Annotated in this window: 21 protein-coding genes; 11 read left to right on the forward strand and 10 right to left on the reverse strand. The window is 64.7% G+C overall.

Annotated features, from left to right (window positions below; all coding sequences use genetic code 11):
• Positions 1 to 52: 52 nt before the first annotated feature.
• Positions 53 to 1,327 carry an autotransporter outer membrane beta-barrel domain-containing protein gene (locus K5658_RS18640; RefSeq protein ID WP_221064580.1) on the forward strand — a complete coding sequence of 425 codons (1,275 nt, stop codon included), beginning with the start codon at positions 53 to 55 and terminating at the stop codon, positions 1,325 to 1,327.
• On the opposite strand, the gene K5658_RS18645 is transcribed toward K5658_RS18640, so the two are convergent.
• From K5658_RS18645 to gatC, 7 genes are all read right to left on the reverse strand, one after another.
• On the reverse strand, positions 1,324 to 1,899 hold the full coding sequence (locus tag K5658_RS18645; RefSeq protein WP_221064581.1) for a hypothetical protein: 576 nt from the start codon (positions 1,897 to 1,899) through the stop codon (positions 1,324 to 1,326). The genes K5658_RS18640 and K5658_RS18645 overlap by 4 nt on opposite strands.
• Positions 1,900 to 1,914: 15 nt before the next feature.
• Positions 1,915 to 2,427, reverse strand: coding sequence for a Uma2 family endonuclease (locus K5658_RS18650; protein ID WP_221064582.1), 513 nt, complete (start codon positions 2,425 to 2,427; stop codon positions 1,915 to 1,917).
• A 69-nt stretch (positions 2,428 to 2,496) separates the two neighbouring features.
• Positions 2,497 to 3,930 (reverse strand): Asp-tRNA(Asn)/Glu-tRNA(Gln) amidotransferase subunit GatB, encoded by a 1,434-nt coding sequence (gene gatB / locus K5658_RS18655; RefSeq protein WP_221064583.1) that lies wholly within the window; start codon positions 3,928 to 3,930, stop codon positions 2,497 to 2,499.
• Positions 3,931 to 3,992: 62 nt separating this feature from the next.
• Positions 3,993 to 4,649: a pyridoxamine 5'-phosphate oxidase family protein gene (locus K5658_RS18660; RefSeq protein ID WP_221064584.1), complete on the reverse strand. Its 657-nt coding sequence runs from the start codon at positions 4,647 to 4,649 to the stop codon at positions 3,993 to 3,995.
• 44 nt (positions 4,650 to 4,693) lie between these two features.
• Positions 4,694 to 5,728, reverse strand: a complete 1,035-nt coding sequence (locus tag K5658_RS18665) for a zinc ribbon domain-containing protein (protein WP_221064585.1) — start codon at positions 5,726 to 5,728, stop codon at positions 4,694 to 4,696.
• Positions 5,729 to 5,754: 26 nt separating this feature from the next.
• Entirely contained in the window at positions 5,755 to 7,203 is a 1,449-nt protein-coding gene (gene gatA, locus K5658_RS18670; protein WP_221064586.1) for an Asp-tRNA(Asn)/Glu-tRNA(Gln) amidotransferase subunit GatA, read from the reverse strand.
• A gap of 84 nt (positions 7,204 to 7,287) precedes the next feature.
• A complete protein-coding gene (gene gatC / locus K5658_RS18675; protein WP_221064587.1) occupies positions 7,288 to 7,575 on the reverse strand; it encodes an Asp-tRNA(Asn)/Glu-tRNA(Gln) amidotransferase subunit GatC in 288 nt (95 codons plus the stop codon).
• A gap of 338 nt (positions 7,576 to 7,913) precedes the next feature.
• Between gatC and K5658_RS18680 the strand changes: the two genes are divergently transcribed.
• From K5658_RS18680 to rodA, 5 genes are all read left to right on the forward strand, one after another.
• Positions 7,914 to 8,960: a rod shape-determining protein gene (locus tag K5658_RS18680; RefSeq protein ID WP_085211113.1), complete on the forward strand. Its 1,047-nt coding sequence runs from the start codon at positions 7,914 to 7,916 to the stop codon at positions 8,958 to 8,960.
• Between the two features lie 118 nt (positions 8,961 to 9,078).
• The gene (gene mreC / locus K5658_RS18685) at positions 9,079 to 9,957 is read left to right on the forward strand and encodes a rod shape-determining protein MreC (protein WP_221067032.1); all 879 of its coding nucleotides are present in this window, start codon (positions 9,079 to 9,081) and stop codon (positions 9,955 to 9,957) included.
• A complete protein-coding gene (gene mreD / locus K5658_RS18690) occupies positions 9,944 to 10,432 on the forward strand; it encodes a rod shape-determining protein MreD (RefSeq protein ID WP_221064588.1) in 489 nt (162 codons plus the stop codon). Before mreC ends, mreD begins: the two co-directional genes overlap by 14 nt.
• A gap of 51 nt (positions 10,433 to 10,483) precedes the next feature.
• The gene (mrdA, locus tag K5658_RS18695) at positions 10,484 to 12,331 is read left to right on the forward strand and encodes a penicillin-binding protein 2 (protein ID WP_221064589.1); all 1,848 of its coding nucleotides are present in this window, start codon (positions 10,484 to 10,486) and stop codon (positions 12,329 to 12,331) included.
• A complete protein-coding gene (gene rodA, locus K5658_RS18700; RefSeq protein ID WP_221064590.1) occupies positions 12,328 to 13,458 on the forward strand; it encodes a rod shape-determining protein RodA in 1,131 nt (376 codons plus the stop codon). Before mrdA ends, rodA begins: the two co-directional genes overlap by 4 nt.
• A gap of 17 nt (positions 13,459 to 13,475) precedes the next feature.
• Here the strand turns inward: rodA and K5658_RS18705 are convergent, their stop codons facing one another.
• Both K5658_RS18705 and K5658_RS18710 read right to left on the reverse strand, forming a co-directional pair.
• The gene (locus tag K5658_RS18705) at positions 13,476 to 14,087 is read right to left on the reverse strand and encodes a response regulator transcription factor (RefSeq protein WP_221064591.1); all 612 of its coding nucleotides are present in this window, start codon (positions 14,085 to 14,087) and stop codon (positions 13,476 to 13,478) included.
• Positions 14,080 to 15,684, reverse strand: a complete 1,605-nt coding sequence (locus K5658_RS18710; RefSeq protein ID WP_221064592.1) for a two-component system sensor histidine kinase NtrB — start codon at positions 15,682 to 15,684, stop codon at positions 14,080 to 14,082. Before K5658_RS18710 ends, K5658_RS18705 begins: the two co-directional genes overlap by 8 nt.
• Positions 15,685 to 15,853: 169 nt before the next feature.
• Here K5658_RS18710 and leuS point away from each other — a divergent pair, with 169 nt between their 5' ends.
• The 4 genes from leuS to K5658_RS18730 all read left to right on the forward strand — a co-directional run bounded on the left by leuS (position 15,854) and on the right by K5658_RS18730 (position 21,491).
• Positions 15,854 to 18,457, forward strand: a complete 2,604-nt coding sequence (gene leuS, locus K5658_RS18715) for a leucine--tRNA ligase (RefSeq protein WP_221064593.1) — start codon at positions 15,854 to 15,856, stop codon at positions 18,455 to 18,457.
• A 4-nt stretch (positions 18,458 to 18,461) separates the two neighbouring features.
• Positions 18,462 to 18,986, forward strand: a complete 525-nt coding sequence (locus K5658_RS18720; RefSeq protein WP_221064594.1) for an LPS-assembly lipoprotein LptE — start codon at positions 18,462 to 18,464, stop codon at positions 18,984 to 18,986.
• A complete protein-coding gene (gene holA, locus K5658_RS18725; protein ID WP_221064595.1) occupies positions 18,983 to 20,017 on the forward strand; it encodes a DNA polymerase III subunit delta in 1,035 nt (344 codons plus the stop codon). Before K5658_RS18720 ends, holA begins: the two co-directional genes overlap by 4 nt.
• A gap of 211 nt (positions 20,018 to 20,228) precedes the next feature.
• Positions 20,229 to 21,491 (forward strand): glutamate-5-semialdehyde dehydrogenase, encoded by a 1,263-nt coding sequence (locus K5658_RS18730; protein ID WP_221064596.1) that lies wholly within the window; start codon positions 20,229 to 20,231, stop codon positions 21,489 to 21,491.
• 7 nt (positions 21,492 to 21,498) lie between these two features.
• On the opposite strand, the gene K5658_RS18735 is transcribed toward K5658_RS18730, so the two are convergent.
• On the reverse strand, positions 21,499 to 22,272 hold the full coding sequence (locus tag K5658_RS18735) for a hypothetical protein (RefSeq protein WP_221064597.1): 774 nt from the start codon (positions 22,270 to 22,272) through the stop codon (positions 21,499 to 21,501).
• 113 nt (positions 22,273 to 22,385) lie between these two features.
• On the opposite strand from K5658_RS18735, the gene nadD reads away from it, so the two are divergent.
• Entirely contained in the window at positions 22,386 to 23,030 is a 645-nt protein-coding gene (gene nadD, locus K5658_RS18740) for a nicotinate-nucleotide adenylyltransferase (RefSeq protein WP_221064598.1), read from the forward strand.
• Positions 23,031 to 23,147: the final 117 nt, after the last annotated feature.

A 23,147-nucleotide genomic window follows, 5' to 3' on the forward strand; every position in this document is an offset into this window, starting at 1 on the left:
TCTCGATCATGCGACACTTTATAGGCTTCCACAGCTTCCCAGGTCCATCGCCATGAACCATCGCCTTGCTTTCAAGAAACCGCCGGTCCAGCGGACCGGGCGGAATTTGCTGCCGCTCCTGGCCCTGGCCGCGCTACCGCCGACGGGTACGGCGGACGATTTCGCCGGCCTGCCCGGCCTCGCGCCCTATCAGCGCAGCCTCGGGGCCGCGTTGGACCAGGCCTGCCCCGAGGCCACGGGCAGCCTGGCCGGGCGCTGCACCCAACTCCAAGCCCTCGGCCCCCAGCAACAAGCCCAGGCCATCAACCAGCTGACCCCGTATCAATTCCTGCCGCAATCGGGGATGCCGATCAAGCTGCGCATGGCCCAGATCGACACCCGCGCCCGCCTCGCCGCCTTGCATGCCGGGCAGGAACCCGCCTATAGCTTCGATATCGATGGGCAACGCCATCAAGGCGGGGGCTCGGGCGACGGGGAATTGCGCGACGGTCCCTGGGGCTGGTTCGTGCAGGGCAAATATCAGGCGGGCGGCAAGGACAAGGGCAGCGCGAGTTTCGATTATCAGACCTACAACCTGACCCTGGGCGCGGATTACCGGGCGAGCGATCAACTGGTGCTGGGCCTCGCCACCGGCTATACCCGCACCGACGCGCTGATGACCCAGGATTCCGGCAATATGGGCACGAACGCCTTGTTGGCAGCGTTCTATGGCAGTTATTTCCTGCCCCTGGAGGTTTATCTGGATTGGGCCGCGACCTATGGCAGCTACAACAACGACCTGAACCGGAAGTTCGCCTATCCCGGTTTCAACGGCCTCGCGCTCAGCGAACCCGACGCCGATCAATACGGCTTCTCGGCCACGCTGGGTCGGGATTTCGCCCTGGACGCCTGGACGCTCAACCCCTACGCCCGTTTCGAGTACATCAACCTGCAAATCCCAGCCTACCAGGAAAAAGGCGTCAGCGGCTTGAATTATCAGGTCGGGCTGCAATCCTACGAGTCCTTCATCAGCGTATCGGGCTTGCAACTCAGCCATGTGTTCAGTACGGCCTGGGGCGTGCTGACGCCGTCCCTGCGCTTCGAGTGGGAACACCAGTTCCTGAACGACAACCAACTTTTGCATATCCGCCTGGCCGACGCCCCGGCGGGCACCGGCCAGTTCATCCTGCCGACCGGCAACCCGGACCGGGACTATGTGAACCTGGGCGGCGGGGTGGCGGCGGCGTTCGGCGGGGGTGTGGGGGCGTTCCTGCGCTACGAGGCGCGGCTGGGCCAGTCCTATCTGACCAGCAATACGGTGGAATTGGGACTGAGGATTCCGTTTTAGCGGAACAGGTAGAACAGCCCGGCGATGAAGCCGCCCAAATCCACCAACCCAATCGCCAAGCCCGAGCCGATCAAGGCGAACAGGAACACGGGATTGGTGAGGGCCAGGGTACCGCCGACCAAGCCTAACAGGTCGCGGGCGTCGCCCCCCATCATGGCGAGTTCGACCGTGAGTCCGCCGAGTTGCCACAAATCCTTGAAGCGCCCGCCGGAAGGCTTGGCCCCTTGCAGCCGCTCCTTGGCGTCGCCCGCATAGAGCTTGGCCCGTTGCACCCAATCGGCGATGCGCTGCGGCATCCCGACCGCGTCGTCCAGCACCGACCAGCACCAGCCCGCGACCATGGCCGGCACCGCCAGCACCACGCCCACGCCGACCGTTACCGCGGTCGATGCGTGCCAAACGCTGTGGGCGAAGAACGCCAGCCACACCGCCGCCACGCCGCCGCTCACCGTGCCCCACAACACCGCGCCCTTGAAGCGGTTGGCGAGTCCCTCCGCCACCTTGGCGAAGCCCATGAGGGTGGGGACGAGTTTGGCGAGCGCCTGCTTATCCGAAGTGTCCTGGAATTGCATCCGAAGAGTTCCTGTTCAAACCGTCCTGAAAATCGAAGCGACCGGCACCGACCAGCCGGGCACCACATCGCCGCCATCGAGGGTATCCTGATCGGTCAGCACACGGATGTCGGACAAAGAGCGGTAGACCGTGATCCGACGCTTGCGCGGATCGGCCACGACCACCATGCGGGTGCCAGCCGCGAGCCAATCGAATGCCTTGTCCTGGACTTCGGTATAGCCATCGCCTGGGGAAATCACCTCTACCGCCAAATCGGGCGCACCGGGCCAAAATTTCCGCGTATTCCCGACCGCCTCGAACCGCGCCCTGGATACGAAAGCCGCGTCCGGCGCCCGCACCGTGTCGGGATTCGAGCCGATCTTAAAGCCAGTCTCGGCCCCGAAGGTTTCACCCAAGGCTTGCTCTTCGACAAAATTGCCTAAAAGCCTACCGATCCGCAAAGCCACGATGCCATGCTCCGAGCCTGCCGGTGCCATCGTCGTCACTTCCCCTTTGATGAGTTCATGCCGCTGACCATCGTCCGGCATGTGCCAAAGTTCGTCCGCCGTGATTAGCCGTTCCGCCACCGCCCCCATATGCGCCTCCACCCCTCGGGTTTAGCCCTGCAATTTCCGCTTCAGCAACTCGTTCAACTGCGCCGGATTGGCCTTGCCGGCGGTCGCCTTCATGGCCTGCCCCACGAAGAACCCGAACAGCTTCTCCTTGCCGCCGCGATAGCCCGCCACCTGCTCGGGATTGGCGGCGATGATCTGGTCGATGATGGCTTCGATAGCGCCGGTATCGGTGATCTGCTTCAAGCCCTGCTTTTCGATGATGGCATCGGCGCTGTCGCCGGTTTCCCACAGCGCCTCGAACACCTGCTTGGCGATCTTGCCGGAAATGGTGTCGTCGGCGATGCGTTGCACCAACCCGGCCAAGCGGGCCGGTTCGACCGGGCTTTGTTCGATCTCCAACCCGGCCTTGTTGAGCGCGGCGGCCAAATCGCCCATCACCCAGTTGGCGCACAGCTTGGCATCGCAGCCCGCCGCCCGCACCACGGCCTCGTAGTAATCGGCCAGTTCGCGGGTGGCGGTCAAAACGCCGGCGTCGTAGTCGTTGAGTCCGTATTGGGATTTGAAGCGGTCGCGCTTGGCGTCCGGCAATTCGGGCAAGCCACCGCGCACGTCCTCGATGAATTCGGACGTGATTTCCAGCGGCAGCAAATCCGGGTCGGGGAAATAGCGGTAATCGTTCGCTTCCTCCTTGCTGCGCATGGAGCGGGTTTCGTCCTTGTTGGCGTCGTAGAGCCGGGTTTCCTGCACCACCGTGCCGCCGTTCTCGATCAACTCGATCTGGCGCTCGATCTCGAAATTGATGGCCTTCTCGACGAAACGGAAGGAATTCAGGTTCTTGATCTCGGCGCGGGTGCCGAATTTCTCCTGGCCGACCGGGCGCACCGAGACATTGGCATCGCAGCGGAACGAACCTTCCTGCATATTGCCGTCGCAGATTTCGAGATAGCGCACCAGGGCGTGCAGCTTTTTCATATAGGCCACGGCCTCTTTCGCCGAACGCAAATCCGGCTCGGAGACGATTTCCAAGAGCGGCGTCCCGGCCCGGTTGAGATCGATGCCGGAATAGCCGTGGAAATCCTCGTGCAGGGATTTACCGGCGTCCTCTTCCAGATGGGCGCGGGTGATGCCGATGGTTTTCTCCGCGCCGTCCACCTCAATGGTGAGTTGCCCGGTGCTGACCACCGGCAGGTCGTACTGGCTGATCTGGTAGCCCTTGGGCAGGTCGGGATAGAAGTAGTTCTTGCGCGCGAACACCGAGCGCGGCGCGACCTTGGCCCCGATGGCCAGCCCGAACTTGACCGCCATGCGGACGGCTTCGCGGTTCAGGACCGGCAGCACGCCCGGCATTCCCAAATCGATGGCGCAAGCCTGGGTATTGGGTTCGGCCCCGTAGGCGGTGGGGGCGCCGGAGAAGATTTTGGATTTCGTGGCAAGCTGGGCGTGGATTTCCAGCCCGATGACGGTTTCCCATTGCATGAGTGATACCTTAAATCGTCAGTAAAAATTATTCCGGCCAATAGCCAGGTTGGGCGAGCAACTCACGCCTCGCCTTTCATGACCAGGGCACCGTATTCCTCCGGCGTGATCGTGCCGCCATGATCCGCCACCCGGCCCCTATCCCGCTCCGGCAACACATCTTGCACGGCGTCGATGCGCTTCCAGGGCGGCAATGGAGCCGGGCCATCCGCCTGTGGCACGTATTGGGAAGCGGCGACGCGCTGGTGCTTGTGGATATAGCGCGGGCAGTTGACGAAGATTTCGGCGACTTCGACCCGCACCAGCAATTCCGCGCCGGGGAAGCCCGCAAGCAAGGGATCGGCGGGATCGACACGGGCGGTGCCGTGGACCCGGATCCGGTGCGGCGTCTCGAAATCGATGAACAACAGGCCCACCTTGGGATTGGCGGCGATATTGCCCATGGACAGGAACATGCCGTTGCCGTCGTAGCTGGGGAAGGCCAGGGTTTTGCCATCCAAGACCCGGACGAAGCCAGGTGCGCCGCCCTTGTACGAGCAGGTTGGAAAACCCCGATGATCGACCGTGCTGAGGAAGAACAGGTCGCGGGTTTCGATGAAGCCTTTATGCGGGTCGGCGATGTCCGGGGCCACGATGATATCGCGTACCCGGTCGGCCAGGGCGGTGGTTTCAAATAAAGCCTGCATGTGCCGGTGCGCGTCGCCATAAATGCCAGTCATGGATTCCACCTCTTCAATATTCGATTAAAACCCGCCCGTTTCGGTCAATCCACCGGCTTCAAGCTATCGCAACGCGGTTGCTTATCCACCGCCCCGACCTTGAGGGTCCAACGACTGCCGTCCCGCATCCCGCGCCAAGCTTCCTGCGCCAAGCCGCAGCGGTACTCCCGGCCCTGGCCGCGCAGCAAGACCTCGAAGCGCGATTCGCGCCCGCCTTCCCGCTCGCAACCCAGGCATGGGCGGGCACCCGCCAAACCCGTTGACGGCCAGCGCGGCGCGAGGTCGTGGCCTTCGGCGCTGGCCTCGCGGCTCCACGACCAGCGGTCGATGCGGTAATCGCAGCGCTGGTCGTAGACGGGTTCGCTGCGGTATTTGGGGCGGCATTCCTGATGCTCGGTGAAGGTGCCATCGCCCCGGTCCACCCGCCGCATCTGGCAATCCTGGCCGTCGGGGATTTGTTGATACGAGCGGATTTCCGAATGCCGGGCAACCCCATAGGCCGCGAACGGCATGGAATCGCACCACGCCGATTCGGCCACCGGCCCGTAACGCTCGATCTGGATCGCTTGCCGCCAGTAATGGCCGGACACCACCACGGTTTCCTGCCGGGTCCAGAACAGCAGGGCGAGGACCAGGCCCAAGACGGACAGCGCCACGGCAACCCAAAGATAAAGCCGCTGATTCCCTGTCCGGGCCGGAGGGGCCACCGCCGCCGGATGCCGCCGCCGTTCCGCCTCTTGCTGGCGTAGCGACAGGCTGGCGGCGAATTTGGCCTCGTCGGCCCGCACTTGGTCCTGGAGCCGCTTCGCCCTGGCCGCTTCGCTCAAAGGCGAACCGCAGCGCCCGCAAAATTCCGCCAAAGCCCCATTCGGCGCTTGGCAGGCCGGGCAGATTTTGTCGGCCCCTTCGTAGCGATGGCCCAGGACTTCGACCTTGTCCGGTTCGTCCGGGAAATAGCGGGCTTGGGTATCCTGCGGCGCACCGCACTGGGGACAGAATTTCTGGCTCTTGCCCAGGAGTTTCTGGGCACCGCAGTAGCCGCAATCCCAGAGCATCTCATAGGCGCGGTCCCCGGCCATGGCGGCAGCGCCCGGCTAGTCCATATTCACAACGCGGGCGCTTGCCGATGCCAATCCGTGACCTGCTGATAGCGATGCGCCACGTTCAACAAGCGCTCTTCCGCGAAATAATCGCCGATGATCTGCATCCCCACCGGCAGCCGGTTGGAAAAGCCCACCGGGATCGACATCCCCGGCAAACCGGCCAGATTCACCGCGATGGTGTAGATATCCGAGAGGTACATGGCGACCGGATCGGCGGTCTTCTCGCCGAAACGGAACGCGACCGAAGGCGCGGTCGGCCCCATAATGACATCGACCTCCTGGAACGCCCGCTTGAAATCCTCGCTGATGAGGCGGCGTACCTTCTGCGCCTTGAGGTAATAGGCGTCGTAATAGCCCGCCGACAGCGCGTAGGTGCCGATCAGGATACGGCGCTGCACCTCGGCCCCGAAGCCCTCGCCGCGGGAACGCATGTACAAATCCTTCAAATCCTTGGGATTCTCGCAGCGATGGCCGTAGCGCACACCGTCGAAGCGGGCCAGATTGGACGAACACTCGGCGGGCGCGACCACGTAATAGGCGGGCACCGACAAATGCATATTGGGCAGGGAAACTTCCTTCACCGTCGCGCCCAGCTTTTCGTATTCGGCCACGGCGGCGTGGATCAGGCGGGCGATATCGGCGTCGAGACCCTCGCCGAAGAATTCCTTGGGCAGGCCGATCCGCAAACCTTCGAGGCTGTGATCCAGACCGGCGGCATAATCCGGCACCGGCAAATCCACGCTGGTGGAGTCCTTGGGATCGAACCCGGCCATGGTGCGCAACATCAGGGCGCAATCCTCGGCGGTGCGGGCCATGGGTCCGCCCTGGTCCAGGCTGGAGGCGAAGGCGATCATGCCCCAGCGCGACACCCGGCCATAGGTCGGCTTGATGCCGGTGATACCACAGAAGGAAGCCGGTTGGCGGATCGAACCGCCGGTATCGGTGCCGGTCGCGCCCGGCACCAACCGCGCCGCCACCGCCGCCGCCGAACCGCCGGAAGAACCGCCCGGCACCGTGCCGGTATCCCAAGGATTCCTGACCGGCCCGTAGTAGCTGGTCTCGTTGGAGGAACCCATCGCGAACTCGTCCATGTTGAGCTTGCCCAGCATCACGGTCCCGGCTTGCTTGAAGCGCTCGACCACGGTGGCGTCGTAGGGCGCGATGAAACGGTCGAGCATCTTGGAGCCACAGGAGGTACGGACGCCCTGGGTGCAGAAGATGTCTTTCTGGCCGATGGGCACGCCGGTCAAAGGCCCGGCCTCGCCACGGGCTAGCGCCGCGTCGGCGGCCTTCGCTGCGGCCAGGGCGCTGTCTTCGGTGACGGTGACGAAGCTGTTGAGCTGGCCGTCATAGCACTGGATACGGGCCAGGCAGGCTTGGGTCAGTTCGACGCTGCTGAATTCTTTATTCCGCAAGCCCAAGGCTAATTCGGCGATGGTTTTATCGTGCATGGAAATTCCAGAAAGCAAAGGGGGGTATTGAGGGACCATTCCCGCCACGGAAGCGTGACAGGATTGGAAGCTGCCGATTCACCCTTATTCGATCACCTTGGGCACCAGATATAGCCCGGCCTCGACCAAGGGCGCATGGGCCTGGAACCGCGCCCTTTGGTCGGGTTCGAGCGGCTCGTCGGGGCGGAGCCGTTGGGCTTGGTCCAGGGGATGGGCCATGGGCGGCACCGCCTCGGTGTCCACCGCCTCCATCTGGGCCACCAGATCGAGGATGCCGGACAGGTCGCGGGCATAGGCTTCGGTCTTGTCGGGATCGATGGCCAGCCGGGCCAGCCATGCGATCTTATTCACATTTTCGGAAGTCAGGGACATGCGGGGGGTCTCTTGGCGTTTAGAATCTAAGGGAAATGGCGCAGCACCACGACCGGGCCACCTCTCCGCAGCGGCGGGAAGCGCGGACGACCGTTGCCGATCCGGCATCGGGTCCTGATGAATTCTCAGTCAATTATCGGGAAACCCGCCAAGCCGGTCAAACCGGCGGTCCCGCCCGAACGCCCTGTTTTGGGGCGGATCGACCCCGATACGCCTATAATCAACAGGGGGATTCCGGGCTTTCCCCCGACCCGAAACTGTCGGCTTATGCGGCTATACTGCTTGCCCCCAGCCGCTACGGCTTGTTAAATTACAACAATTTACGCGCCATCCACTCTATGTTCTTCAAACATCTCCGGGGTTTTTTTTCCAATGATCTTTCCATCGACCTCGGGACCGCCAATACCCTGATTTATATCCGCGGCCAAGGCATCGTGGTGAACGAGCCCTCGGTGGTGGCCATCCGCGAAGACCGCAACCGCGGCCAGAAAACCATCGCGGCGGTGGGTGCCGCCGCCAAGTCCATGCTGGGCCGCACCCCCGGCAACATCACCGCCATCCGCCCCTTGAAGGACGGCGTCATCGCCGACTTCACCGTCACCGAGAAAATGCTCCAGTACTTCATCCACAAGGTCCACCGGAACAAGCTGTTCCGGCCCAGCCCCAGGGTGTTGGTCTGCGTGCCCTGCGGCTCGACCCAGGTCGAGCGCCGCGCCATCAAGGAATCCGCCGCCGGGGCCGGCGCCCGCGAGGTGTATTTGATCGAGGAACCCATGGCCGCCGCCATCGGCGCGGGCCTGCCGGTGGACGAAGCCCGCGGCTCCATGGTGCTGGACATCGGCGGCGGCACCTCGGAAGTGGCGGTGATCTCCTTGAACGGCATCGTTTATTCGGCCTCGGTGCGCATCGGCGGCGACCGCCTCGACGACGCCATCATGAATTATGTGCGCCGCAACTACGGCACCTTGATCGGCGAGGCCACCGCCGAGCGCATCAAGCACGAAATCGGCGCGGCCTACCCCGGCAGCGAAGTGCGGGAAATCGAAGTGAAAGGCCGCAACCTCTCGGAAGGCGTGCCGCGCAGCTTCGTCCTCAACAGCAACGAAATCCTGGAAGCCATCCAGGAACCCCTGCAAGGCATCGTCGGCGCGGTCAAGGTCGCGCTGGAACAAACCCCGCCGGAACTCGGGGCCGACGTGGCCGACCGCGGCATCTATATCACCGGCGGCGGCGCCCTGCTCAAGGACATCGACCGCCTGATCGCCGAGGAAACCGGCCTCCCCGTGCATATCGCCGAAGACCCCATGACCTGCGTCGCCCGCGGCGGCGGCAAAATCCTGGAACTGCTGGACGAGAAAGGCTCGGCCGTGTTCTCGCTAGAATAATCCCGGCCCTCCAAGGTCGAAGGCGCGGGGCATCCCTCCTCCGACCATCCGCGACACACTTCAAGGGAGTACCCATCTGAACGGACCGTTTGAAGCAGAGGGCCGGCCCAGCAAAAGACTGTTCAGCACCGGCTATTCCCTCAACATCCGGCTGGCCGCTTGCGTGGCGGCGGGCTTGGCGCTGCTGACCCTGGAACAACACGGTACCTGGCAGGGGCTGCGGCTTCCCTTCGCGGCCCTGATCTATCCCTTGCAGCAGGCCGTCAGCTCTCCCGTACACCTGGTCCGTAAGGCCATCGATACCGTTTCCACCTACACCGACCTCGCCGCCGAGAACCAAAGGCTGCGCGACGAGCAACTGGTGCTGAAAACCAAGCTGCTGAAATTCGCCGCCCTGGAACAGGAGAACATACGCCTGCGGGGCTTGCTCGACACCTCGTTCAAGGTGGGCGAGCAAGTCCTGATCGCCGAACTGCTGTCGATCAACCTCGTGCCCTACGAGCATGTGGTGGTGGTCAACAAGGGCAGCCGTTTCGGCGTGCATCCACAGCAGGCGGTGTTCGACGGCAATGGCGTGGTGGGACAGGTGCTGCGGGTCACGCCGCAGACCGCCGAGGTCATGCTCATCACCGATCCCAGCCACGCCATCCCGGTCCAGATCAACCGCAACGGCCTCAGGACCATCGCGCTCGGCACCGGCCAGATCGACCGGCTGGCCCTCCCCTACCTCCCCAGCAACGCCGATGTCCAGGTCGGCGATTTGCTGGTGACTTCGGGCATGGGCGGGGTGTTCCCCCAGGGCTACCCGGTGGCCAAGGTGACGGGGATCGCCCCCCAGAAAAGCCCGTTCGCCAAGATCAGCGCCGTGCCGGTGGCCCAACTGGACCGCAACCGGGAGCTGCTCCTGGTGTGGAGCGATTCCCAGCCCATCCCGAGGATTCCCGAAGCCGTCCCCAATCCGCCCCCGCGCAGCCCGACCGCCGATGCCCGGCCTTAACGTCCGCACCTACGCGGTGATGGGGGCCAGTTTGGTGCTGGCGATGATGTTGCGTATCCTGCCCCTCCCGCACGAATGGTTCATCTTCAACCCGGATTGGATCGCGCTGTGCCTGATCTACTGGACCATGGCCCTGCCGGAACGGGTGGGCGTGGGCACGGCCTGGCTGACGGGGCTGTTCGCCGATGTGCTGACCGGGCGGATGCTGGGCCAGCACGCGGTGGCCTATTCGGTGATCGCCTACCTGAGCCTGCGCTTCTACCGGCGGCTGCGGCTGTATCCCCTGCCCCAGCAATGCCTGTGGGTGCTGGGCTTCCTCCTGGCCGGGCAGGTGCTGGTGTATTGGACCCAGCACATCAAGAACGCCGAGAGCATGACCCGGGCCTATTGGCTGCCGCCCCTGGCCGGGGCCGTGGTCTGGCCCTGGGTGCGGATCGCGCTCCGGCATCTGCGGCGGCGCTACAAGATCGCCTGAAGCGCGGGCGGATGTTTGAATAGCCGCCCCCCAACCCATCGCCCCCTCCCCATGGACCGCGAATTCATCTTCAAGGACAGCTTCCGGGAAAACCGGATGTTCCTGAACCGCATCGTCGCCAGCGTGGTGTTCATGTTGGCCCTGACCCTGGCCCTGGTGGCGCGGTTGATCTATCTGCAAGTGGTCGGCCACGAGCTTTACACCAACCTCTCGCACGACAACCAGGTCAAGATCGCCCCGCTGGCCCCCTCCCGCGGCCTGATCTTCGACCGCAACGGCGAGGTACTGGCCGACAACATCGCCACCTACAGCCTGGAAGTCGTCCCCGAGCAGGTGCCGGACCTCAAGGCCACGCTGGCCGAACTCAAGGCGCTCATCAATATCAGCGACGAGGAGATCGCCCGTTTCCAAACCCAGCGCGGCCAGCGCAAGAGCTTCGAGAGCGTGCCCCTGCGGCTCGAACTCAGCGAGGAGGACATCGCCCGCTTCGCGGTGAAGATGCCGTATTTCCCCGGCGTGGAAATCCGCACCCGGCTGCTCCGGGCCTATCCCTACGCCGATTTGACGGCCCATGCCGTGGGCTACGTGGGCCGCATCAACGAGGCCGAATTGCAGGTGCTGGACCCGGCCCAATACCGCGGCACCTACCATATCGGCAAGACCGGGGTGGAAAAGAGCTACGAGGCCATCCTGCACGGCAAGACCGGCTACGAGGAATATGAAACCAATGTCCAGGGCCGCGCCATCCAGGTCCTGGGCACCACCGACCCCTTGACCGGGGCCGATCTTTATCTGTCGCTGGACATCCGCCTGCAAAAGACCGCCCTCGACGCCCTGGGCGAATACTCGGGGGCGGTGGTCGCCATCGAACCCGCCACCGGCAAGGTGCTGGCGATGGCGAGCAAACCCAGCTTCGACCCCAACCCCTTCATCCACGGCATCGGCAAGGAACTGTACGACAGCCTGCAAAACGACAAGGAACGGCCCTTGTACGACCGGGTCTTGCGCGGCGTCTATCCGCCCGGCTCGACCGTGAAGCCGTTCATGGCCCTGGCCGGGATGGAATACCTGGATTTGAGCCCCGGCAAGAAAAGCTATTGCCCCGGCTATTACAAACTGCCGAATTCCGACCACAAATACCGCGATTGGCGCAAGGGCGGGCATGGGCCGGTGGATATGCGGTTGGCCATCGTCCAATCCTGCGACGTGTATTTCTACGACCTCGCCAACCATATCGGCATCGACCGCTTGCAGGAATACATGAGCCGCTTCGGCTTCGGCAGGCACACCGGCATCGACCTGGAAGGCGAGAAATCCGGCCTGTTCCCTTCCCGCGAATGGAAGAAGAAAAAGCGCAAGACCCAGCAATGGTTCCCCGGCGAAACCCTGATCGCCGGCATCGGCCAGGGTTATGTGCAGGCCACGCCCTTGCAACTGGCCCGCGCCGTGGCGATGTTCGCCAACCAGGGCCATAGCGTGGAACCGCGGCTGGTGGACAGCATCAAAGCCGGCTACGCGGTGGACAGCCCCTACCCCCGCAACCACGAAGAAACCGTGGGCCAGATCGACCGCAAACGCTGGCAAGTCGTCACCGACGCCATGATCGACGTGGTGCATAGCCAGCGGGGCACGGCCAAGGGCATCGCGCCGGGGCTGCGCTACCACATGGCCGGCAAGACCGGCACCGCCCAGGTCTTCACCGTGGGCCAAGGCCAGGACTATAAAAAAATGAACATCACCCAGGAAATGCGCGACCACGCTTGGTTCGTGGCCTTCGCCCCGGCGGAGAATCCGCGCATCGCCGTCGCCGTGATCGCCGAGCATGGCGGCCATGGCGGCTCGGTGGCCGCGCCCATCGCCCGCGCGGTCATGGATCAATACCTCAACGAACGGCCATGAACGATATCCTTCCCGAGTTGCGCCTGGGTCCGGCCCGGCGCGGCACCTCGCCCCTGGGCCGGCTCCATATCGACCTGCCCTTGATGGGTGGCCTCGGGATGCTGGCGGCGCTGGCGATGGTGATCCTGTATTCCTCGTCCGGGCAAAGCCTGGAAGTGCTGCTGCGGCAGGCGGCGCGGCTGGCGCTGGCCACCGGCATCATGCTGGCCGTCGCCCAAATCCATCCGCGCCACCTGAAATTCCACAGCCCGGCCTTGTACCTGGTGGGCGTGGCGCTGCTGGCCCTGGTGTTGCTGATGGGCAAGATCAGCATGGGGGCGCAGCGCTGGCTGGATTTGGGCGTGGTCAGGTTCCAACCCTCGGAGCTGACCAAGCTCTCGACCCCGATGATGGTCGCCTGGTACCTGTCGAACCAAGCCCCGCCGCCCAATCTCAAGCACCTCTTGGCGGCGGGCTGCCTGATCCTGCTGCCCACCCTCATGATCGCCAAACAACCGGACCTCGGCACCGCCGTCCTGGTGGGGACGGCGGGGGCCGCCGTGGTGTTCCTGGCCGGGCTGCCCTGGATTTATCTCCTGGGGCTGGCCGCCCTGGGCGGGAGCCTGCTGCCCGTGGTCTGGCATTTCATGCACGGCTACCAGCGCGACCGGGTGCTGACCTTCCTCAACCCGGAGGCCGACCCCTTGGGCCGCGGCTACCACATCATCCAATCCAAGATCGCCATCGGCTCGGGCGGGGTCTATGGCAAGGGCTGGCTGCACGGCACCCAGGCCCATTTGGAATTCCTGCCGGAGCGCTCCACCGATTTCATCTTCGCCGTGTTCGCCGAGGAATTCGGGCTATTGGGCTGCGCGGGGCTGCTGGCGATCTACCTGTTCATCATCGGGCGTTGCCTTTTCATCGTGATGCAGGCCCAGGACCGCTATAGCCGTTATCTGGCGGGGGCTTTGACCCTGACTTTCTTCGTCTATGTGTTCGTGAACATCGGCATGGTGATCGGCATCCTGCCGGTGGTGGGCGTGCCCCTGCCCTTGGTGAGCTATGGCGGCACCTCGATGGTGACTTTGCTGGCGGGCTTCGGGATGCTGATGTCGATCCAGACCCACCAGCGGCGCAACGGGGGCTGAAGCCAGGATGGGCACGTTCATCCCTCCCGCCCGAACTCCACCATCCCCCGGATCAACTGCGCCAGCGACCGCGCCTCCATCTTGTGCATGAGGTTCTCGCGGTGCTTTTCGATGGTCCGCTCGCTGAGCCCGAATTCCAGGGCGATGGCCTTGCTCGGTTCGCCCCGCACCATGCGGTCCAGCACCTCGCGCTCGCGCTGGGTGAGCAGGGCCAGCCGCTGCCGGAACGCGGCGCATTCCACGGCCCGCGCCCGCCGTTCCCGATCCTCGCGCAGGGCGTCCTGGATGCGGTCCAGCATCTGCTGGTGGGTCACCGGCTTCTCCAGGAAATCGAACGCGCCCGACTTCATGGCCTGCACCGCCATCCACACCTCGGCGTGGCCGGTGATGACGATGACCGGCAGGCACAAGCCCAACTCCCGCAGCCGCTCCAACAAACGCAAACCGCCCATCCCCGGCATCCGCACATCCAGCAACAAGCAACCCGGCCTATCGTCCCGGTAGGCCGCCAGGAAATCCTCCGCCGACACGAACGCCTCGACCGGCAAGCCCACCGATTCGATCAACCATTTGAACGACTGCCGCATGTCCTGGTCGTCGTCCACCACGAACACCGTGTCATCAGCCATGCCCCGCCCCACCCTCGCCCGTCGGCAAGACCAGCTTGAACACCGCCCCCGCGTCCGGGACCGAGTCCGCCACGATACGCCCGCCATGCGCCTCGGCGATGGTGCGGCAGATCGACAAGCCCAGGCCGATGCCCTTGGCCTTGGTGCTGACGAAAGGTTCGAACATCGTCCCGGCCAAATCCTCCGAAAACCCCGGCCCGGTATCGGCCACGGCGATTTCGATTTCCGTGGGCGACACCGGCCCGGCACCGAGGGTGAGCCGGCGGCGTTCGGGCGGGACGGCTTCCATCGCCTCCATGGCGTTGAGCATCAGGTTCAGCAGCACCTGCTGCAAATGCACGCGCTGGCCCCAGACCGGCGGCAGGGCGGTGGGAAGATGCCGGACCACGGCGATCTTGCGCCGGGCCAATTCCTGGCGGGCCACGGCCAGGGCGGCATCCACCACGGCCTCGACCGCCACCCATTCGCGGCCCGTCTCGCGCCGCCGGACCAAATCGCGGATGCCATGCACCACCTCGGCGGCGCGTTGCGACAGGCGCAAGGTCTCGTCGATGGCTTCGGCCAGGCGGGGATGGTCCTCGAACACGGCGTGGAACCGGAGCTTGGCCCCGCCCAGGTAATTGGCGATGGCCCCCAGGGGTTGGTTGAGTTCATGGGCCATGGTCGCGGCCAATTCGCCCGCCACGGTGAGGCGATGCACATGCAGCAATTCGAGCCGCTGTTGTTGCAGACGGTCCTCCAAAGCCTTGCGCTCGCTGATATCGCGCAGGATGCCGGTGAAATGGAGGCCGCCGCCATCGAAACCGCCGACGGCGATTTCCACCGGGAACACCGAGCCGTCCTTGCGCAAGCCCGACAATTCGCGCCCGCAGGAAAGGCTGCGGTTGGGGCTGGACATCCGGGTCTTGGCGAGCAAGGCGTCGTGCGCCTCCCGTAGCGGCGTGGGCATGAGCTGGTTGACGTTGCGCCCGAGCAATTCATCGACCGTATAGCCGAACATCTGGGCGGCGGCGGGATTGCACAGTTCGATCGCCCCCTGGCCGTCGATGGTGACGATGCCTTCCACGGCGGTGTCGAGGATGGCCCGCAACCGGGCCTCGTTGCGCCTGAGCTTTTCCTCCAACACCCGCCGCCCGGCGGCCTCGGCCTCCAGATGGGCGACGGCTTCGCGGTGGCAGGCGATTTCGCGCTCCAGCCGGGCGTTGATCCGCGCCAACTCGGCGGGGCTGGGCAGGTACAAAGCCCGGCGCAGCACCGGCCACAACAAAATGGCGGTCCCCACCGACACCGCCGCCGTCACCGCCTTCAAGATGCCCTGCACGGCGTAATCGGGATGCCACAGCACCCAGATATCGAAGAAATGGGTGGTGCCGCAGGCCAGGATGAAGCTGGCGAACAGGATGAACATCCAACGGTAGACCAGATCGGTGCGCCGCCGCACGAAGAAGGCCAACCCGAACGGGATCGAATAATAGGCCAGGCCGATCAGGGCGTCGGAAACCACATGCAGTTCGATCAAGCCCCGGCTCCAGATCAAGCAATTGCCATGGGGTATGAAATCCCCGCGCGCGAACCAGGAGAGGAGGGTTTGGGACATGGTGCGCTCTCCGTTCAAGGAAGCCCAAGGCGATGGCATCAATCATAGACCGGCGGACCGTGGCGTTGGCGGCGGCGCGGCATGAAACCACGCGGCTCCACCGAATTGCCCCCGCCGCCTAGGCTCTAGTATGCTTCCCGGTTTCCATCCCCCGACCGAATCCCGACGTATGGACGACACCTACCAGCCCTCCGAGATCGAAGAAGCCACCCAGAAGCGCTGGGAAACGCAAGGCGTGTTCCGCGCCGTGGAAGACCCCAGCAAAGAAAAATACTACTGCCTGTCGATGTTCCCCTATCCCAGCGGGCGGCTGCACATGGGCCACGTCAGGAACTACACCATCGGCGATGTGATGTCGCGCTACCAACGGATGCGCGGCAAGAACGTCCTGCAACCCATGGGCTGGGACGCCTTCGGCCTGCCCGCCGAGAACGCCGCCATGGCGAAAGGCGTGCCGCCGGGCGATTGGACCTTGGACAACATCGCCTACATGAAAGACCAGCTCAAACGCTTGGGCTTCGGCTACGACTGGGAACGGGAAGTCGCCACCTGCAAGCCGGAGTATTACCGCTGGGAGCAATGGTTCTTCCTGCGCCTGTTGGAGAAGGGGCTGGTCTATAAGAAAACCTCGCCGGTCAACTGGTGCCCGCACGACGCCACCGTGCTGGCCAACGAGCAGGTCATCGAGGGCTGCTGCTGGCGCTGCGACACCCCCGTGGTCCGCAAGGAAATCTCGCAGTGGTTCATGAAGATCACCGCCTACGCCGAGGAACTGCTGGCCGAGTTGGATGGCATGACCGGCTGGCCGGAACAGGTCCGCACCATGCAGGCCAATTGGATCGGCAAGAGCTATGGCGTGCGTTTCGCCTTCCCCTACACCCTGGACGGCAAGGACGAACTGCTGTGGGTCTACACCACCCGCGCCGACACCCTCATGGGCGTGACCTTCTGCGCCGTGGCCCCGGAACACCCCTTGGCGACCCATGCCGCGAAGGACAACCCCGAACTCGCCGCCTTCATCCAGGAATGCGCCCAGAGCGGCACCGCCGAGGCCGACATGGCGACCATGGAGAAGAAGGGCATGGCGACTGGCATCAATGTCACCCATCCCATCACGGGCGAAGCCGTGCCGGTCTGGGTCGGCAATTACGTCCTGATGGGCTACGGCGAAGGCGCGGTGATGGCGGTCCCGGCCCACGACGAGCGCGATTTCCATTTCGCCCACAAGTACGGCCTGCCGATCCAGCAGGTCATCGGGCACAAGGACGGCGGCGCGGAATTCAACGTCGAGGCTTGGCAGGATTGGTACGGCGATAAATCCGTGGCTGTTTGCGTCAATTCCGGCCCCTACGACGGCCTCGCCTACAACGAAGCGGTGGACGCTATCGCCGCCGACCTCAAGGCCAAAGGCTTGGGCGAGAAGCAAGTGAACTTCCGCCTGCGCGACTGGGGCGTCTCCCGCCAGCGCTATTGGGGCTGCCCGGTGCCGGTCATCTATTGCGACGACTGCGGCACGGTGCCGGTCCCGGACGACCAACTGCCGGTGGAACTGCCCAAGGGCGTGGAGATTACCGGCATCGGCTCGCCCCTGGCCCGGCTGGAATCCTTCGTCCACGTCGATTGCCCGAAGTGCGGCAAACCCGCCCGGCGCGAAACCGACACCTTCGACACCTTCATGGAATCGTCCTGGTATTTCGCCCGCTACGCCTGCGCCGACAATGGCGAGGCCATGCTCGACGAGCGGGCCAATTATTGGCTGCCGGTGGACCAATACATCGGCGGCATCGAACACGCCATCCTGCACCTGCTGTATTCGCGCTTCTATCACAAACTGCTGCGCGACGCCGGGCTGGTGCAATGCGACGAACCCTTCGCCAACCTGTTGACCCAAGGCATGGTCGTGGCCCCGACCTTCTACCGTGAAGAACACGGCAAGAAAGCCTATGTCGGCCCGACCGAGGTCGATGTCAGCACCGACGACAAAGGCCGCATCACCGGGGCCACGCTGAAAGCCGACGGCGCTCCCGTCCTGGTCGGCGGCACCGAGAAGATGTCGAAATCCAAGAACAACGGCGTCGATCCCGAGCATCTGGTCCAGCGCTACGGCGCGGACACCGTGCGCCTGTTCACCATGTTCGCGGCCCCGCCCGAGCAATCGCTGGAATGGTCGGATTCCGGGGTGGAAGGCGCGTACCGCTTCTTGCGGCGCTTGTGGCGGCAGGTCGCGGCCCATGTCAACGAAGGCCCGGCCCCGGCTTTGGACCAAACCACGCTGGACGAAGGCCAAAAAACCCTGCGCCGCCAAGTCCACGAAACCCTGCGCAAAGTCACCGACGACATGGGGCGGCGTTTCACCTTCAACACCGCCATCGCGGCCAATATGGAACTCCTGAACGCGCTCGCCAAATTCGAGGATTCGAGCCCGCAAGGCCGCGCCCTGCGCCAGGAAGCCCTGGAACTGGTGGCGCTGATGCTCGCGCCCATCGTGCCGCATATCGCCGAACATCTGTGGGCCGAACTCGGCCACGCCGACACCATCGCCACCGCGCCCTGGCCGCAATGGGATGATTCCGCCCTGGTCCAGGACAGCCTCGAATACGTGGTCCAGGTCAACGGCAAGCTGCGCGGCAAGATCACCGTGGCGGTGGACGCGCCGAACGAAGCCATCCAAGCCGCCGCCCTGGCCGACGCCAACGTCCAGCGCTTCACCGAGGGCAAGCCGCCCAAGAAGGTCGTGGTGGTCCCGAAGAAGCTGGTCAACATCGTGGTATAGGCCCATGGCACGACGGCTCCGCCTCGCCGCTCCGCTCTCCGCCGCCCTGGCGCTGGCCGCTTGCGGCTGGCACCTGCGCGGCGAAATGCCGGGCACCAAGCTCGAAAACACGCTCTACCTCTCCGGCATCACCAACAAGAACCCGTTCTATGGCGACTTCAACCAGACGCTGAACAACCTCGGCGGCGCGTTGGCCCCGACGCCGGGACTCGCCAGCGCGGTCGTCCATATCACCTCGGCCGCCCACACCCGCCGCCCCATCACCCTGAGCCAGCAAGGCCGCGCCAACACCTTCGACCTGACCTACCGGGTCGTCTACGATGTCCGCAGCCCCAAGGGCGAAATCCTGATCCCGCAACAGGAACTCGAAATCCGCCGCGACTACTTCAACGACCAGACCACGCCGCTGGGCCAGGGCTACGAAGAAGACATGTACCGCCAGGAAATGCAGAAGGAAGCCGCCCGGACCCTGCTGCGGCAGGTGTCCTACACCCTCCGGCAGCAGCGCAAAACGGCGAACCCGACGTGAAACTCTATCCCGAACAGTTGGAGGAACACCTCAAGCGCAAGCTGCTGCCGATCTACCTCCTGAGCGGCGACGAGCCCCTGCAATTGACCGAGGCCGCCGACGCCCTGCGCCAAGCCGCCAAGGCCCAGGGCTATGCCGACCGGGAATTGTTCTACGCCGACGCCGGTTTCGATTGGGCCTTGCTGCGGGAGGCCACCGACGCCTTTTCCTTGTTCGGCGAGCGGCGCTTGCTCGACCTCCGCATCCCCGCCAAACCGGACAAGAACGCCAGCGCCGCCCTGCTGCGCTACGCCGAGCGCCCGCCGGAAGACGCCATCCTGGTCGTCAGCACCGCCAAGCTGGCCGCCGCCGACCAGAAGGCCAAGTGGTGCCAAGCCATCGACAAGATCGGCGCGGTGATGCAGGTCTGGCCGTTGGAAGGCGAAAAACTCCTGCGCTGGCTGGACCGCCGCCTCAGTACGCGGGGACTCTTGGCCGACCACTCCGGGCTGCGCCTCATCGCCGTCCGCACCGAGGGCAACCTGCTCGCCGCCGCCCAGGAAATCGAGAAACTGCACATCCTGCATGGCCGGGGCAAGCTGACCGACGAGCAGATCGTCCAGGCGGTGGCGAACAGCGCCCGCTACGATGTGTTCGACCTGGCCGAGGAAGTCCTGCGCGGACAGGCCGGAAAAGCCTACCGGGTGCTGATGGGGCTCAAGGCCGAAGGCGTGGCCCCCGCCGTGGCGCTGTGGGCGCTGGGCCGGGATATCCGTCTGGTCGCGGCCCTGCTGCGGGAAGTCGCGGGCGGAACTTCCCAGGACTCGGCCTATGCCAAGCTCAAGGTCTGGGACAACCGCAAGGAAACCCTGGGACTGGCCCTGCGGCGGCTGGACCGGAACACGGTGCATCGCGCCTTGTTGTTGGCGGCGGAGGCCGACCGGGTCATCAAGGGCGCTGGCGTGGGGGAGGCCTGGGAGGCATTGTTGGCGGTGTGCCTGTGTGTGGCGGCCCCGCCTGGGAAAGCGGTTTCGGATCGGCTCCACTCATAATCCGGCATAGGAGTTAATTCCATGGGGCACATATTCATCGCAGGCAGCCATCGGGCTTCGTATCGCGGCTTTGGAAACCAATGGATGGTCCGTTCCAGAGGAAAACCTATGACGCCTCGTCGAGCGCGGCGAATCAAACTGCCCCGGATTTCCAGCACAACGACATCCGTATACCCTTGAATCCATCGAGCAATAATCCCACCCTCCAGCCATGACCGAATCCATCCAAACCTATATCGAAACCATCGGCCACAACGCCCGCGCCGCTTCCCGCCTGATCGGCCGGGCCGAAACCGCCGCCAAGAACCGCGCCCTCATCGCCATCGCCGCCACCTTGGAAGCCGAAGCCGGGTTCCTCATCGCCGAGAACCAAAAAGACCTCGCCGCGGGCCGCCGGAACGGCCTCGACAGCGCCATGCTCGACCGCCTCGACATCAACGAAAAGCGCGTCAAAACCATGGCCGAGGGCCTCCGCGAAATCGCCGCCCTGCCCGACCCGGTGGGCGAAATCACCGGACTGACCTACCGGCCTTCCGGCATCCAGGTCGGGAAAATGCGGGTGCCGCTGGGCGTCATCGGCATCATCTACGAATCGCGCCCCAACGTCACCGCCGACGCCGCCGCGCTCTGCCTCAAATCCGGCAACGCCTGCATCCTGCGCGGCGGCTCCGAGGCCATCCATTCCAACAAGGCCATCGCCGCCTGCATCCGCCAAGGGCTGGAAACCGCCGGGCTTCCCGCCGACGCCGTGCAACTGATCGAAACCACCGACCGGGCCGCCGTGGGCGCGATGCTGCGGCTGGAACACGCCATCGACGTGATCGTGCCGCGTGGCGGCAAGGGCTTGATCCAGCGCATCATGGAGGAATCCCGCATCCCCATCCTCAAGCACCTGGACGGCATCTGCCATGTCTACATCGACGACCGCTGCGACCCCGACAAGGCCATCAGGATCGCCCTGAACGCCAAAACCCAGCGCTATGGCGTCTGCAACGCCATGGAAACCCTGCTCATCGCCGAGGGCGTCGCGCCCAGCCTGCTGCCGGCACTGGCCGCGGAATTGCGCGGGAAAGGCGTGGAACTGCGCGGCTGCCCGCGCACCCGCGGGCTGATCGAGGACTGCATCCCGGCGACGGAGGAAGATTGGGACACCGAATACCTCGCGCCCATCCTCTCGATCCGGGTGGTGGCGGATTTAGACGCGGCGATGGACCACATCGCCCGCCATAGCTCCCGGCACACCGAGGCCATCGTCACCGAGGACTATGGCCGCGCCCGCCGCTTCCTGCGGGAAGTGGATTCGAGTTCGGTGATGGTGAACGCCTCGACCCGCTTCGCCGACGGCTTCGAGTACGGCCTGGGCGCGGAGATCGGCATTTCCACCGACAAGTTGCACGCCCGGGGGCCGGTGGGCTTGGAGGGGTTGACCACGCTGAAGTTCGTGGTGCTGGGCGACGGCCACGTCCGGGCCTGAGCCGCGCTCAATGGAACAGGTAGCGGATGCCGGTTTCGGCCTTCCAGCCCATCCGCTCGTCGCGCCCGATGCCGAACAGATGGTCGCCGCCCCGCATCCAGAGTTCCACCCCCGGCGCGACCACCTTGCCGACCTCGCCCTCCAGGAACAGGCTGGCCTGGTCGCTTTCCTCGTGGTTGAGCGCGACGCCGGGGGTCAACAGCAGCCAATAGCCGCCGGGGAAGTTATACAGCCCGCCCGATTGGATCAAGGATTCGCTGATCGGCGGTTTGTCCCGGCCATCGCCGAAGGAGCCGGTGTATTTGTACATGGCCCACACCAGCAGCCGCCGATTGGGCCAATAGGTCAGGGCCATGTTGGGCACGACCTGGTTCCAACCCGCCCCCAGCGTCCCATGGCTGGCGGTGTCGAACCACAGGTCCACCCCGGTGATCCAGGCCATGGATTCGCCGAAGGTGAGCTTGTTCCGCCCGCCCATGGCTATGTCGCCGATCCCGGATTGGGTGCCGGTGGTTTCGTCGCCACCGAAGGCCACCGGCAGTTGCACCCCGACCGCCATTTTTTCGTTGAACGCGTAATCGCCCCGGAAATACAACTGGTTCAGATACTCCCCGGCGGGCAGGTCCAGGTATTCGTAGCGGAGTTCGAGGCGGCTGACCATTTCCTGGGGATTGGAGCCTTTGGTCCGCCGGTTGTCCGGGGATTCGTCGGCCAGCGCGGAAAGCGGCGGGCCCGACCAACCCAACAGCGTAGCGACACACCCCACACGGATGAGTTTCATGGCATTCCCCCCTATTAATATCGCGAATGATTTAGTTAGGCATGGAACTATAGATTAACCAGGCCCACGCGGAAATTTGCCGCCCCACCCATCCCAGCCTTTGCGAACCCCCCATGATCGGCATCTACGGCGGCACTTTCGACCCCATCCATTACGGCCACCTCCGCACCGCGCTGGAAGCCAAGGAAATCCTGGGCCTGGACCAGATCCGCCTGGTACCCTGCCAAATCCCGCCGCACCGGGACACGCCGGGCGCGACCCCGGCGCAGCGCCTCGCCCTGCTGGAAGCCGCGCTCGCCGACGCCGAACCTGGCTTCCGCATCGATACCCGCGAACTGGAACGGCCCGGCCCCTCGTACATGGTCGATACCCTGGCCTCGATCCGGGCCGAGATCGGGGCCGGGAAACCCTTGTGCCTGATCCTCGGGCTGGACGCTTTCCTCCAACTGCACCGCTGGCACCGCTGGCGGGATTTGCCCGGCCTCGCCCATATCGCGGTGATGCGGCGGCCCGGCGCCGAACCCGATTTCCCCGGCGAACTGCGGGCCTGGCTGGACCAACGCCTCGTGCCAGAACCCAGGCCGCTCAGGGAGCGGGCTTGTGGCGGAGTCCATTTCATCGAGGTCTCGCAATTGGAGATTTCGGCGACCCGCATCCGCGCCGCCCTCGCCCAAGGACTGAGCGCCCGTTATTTGCTGCCCGACGCGGTGCTGCGCTCGATCCAGACGCTGGGACTCTACCGGCCCCCCGCCCCTTAAACCGGGCGGGCGGCATCCACCCCCGCGGGTTCCAAGCCCCCGATAGCGCTTGTGCAATTCCACCATCCCGCCGTGCCCGCGCCTCCCGCCGGGCGGCGGACCACTGATTCCATTGGG

This window comes from Methylomagnum ishizawai, assembly GCF_019670005.1.
GTDB classification, from domain to species: Bacteria; Pseudomonadota; Gammaproteobacteria; order Methylococcales; family Methylococcaceae; genus Methylomagnum; species Methylomagnum ishizawai.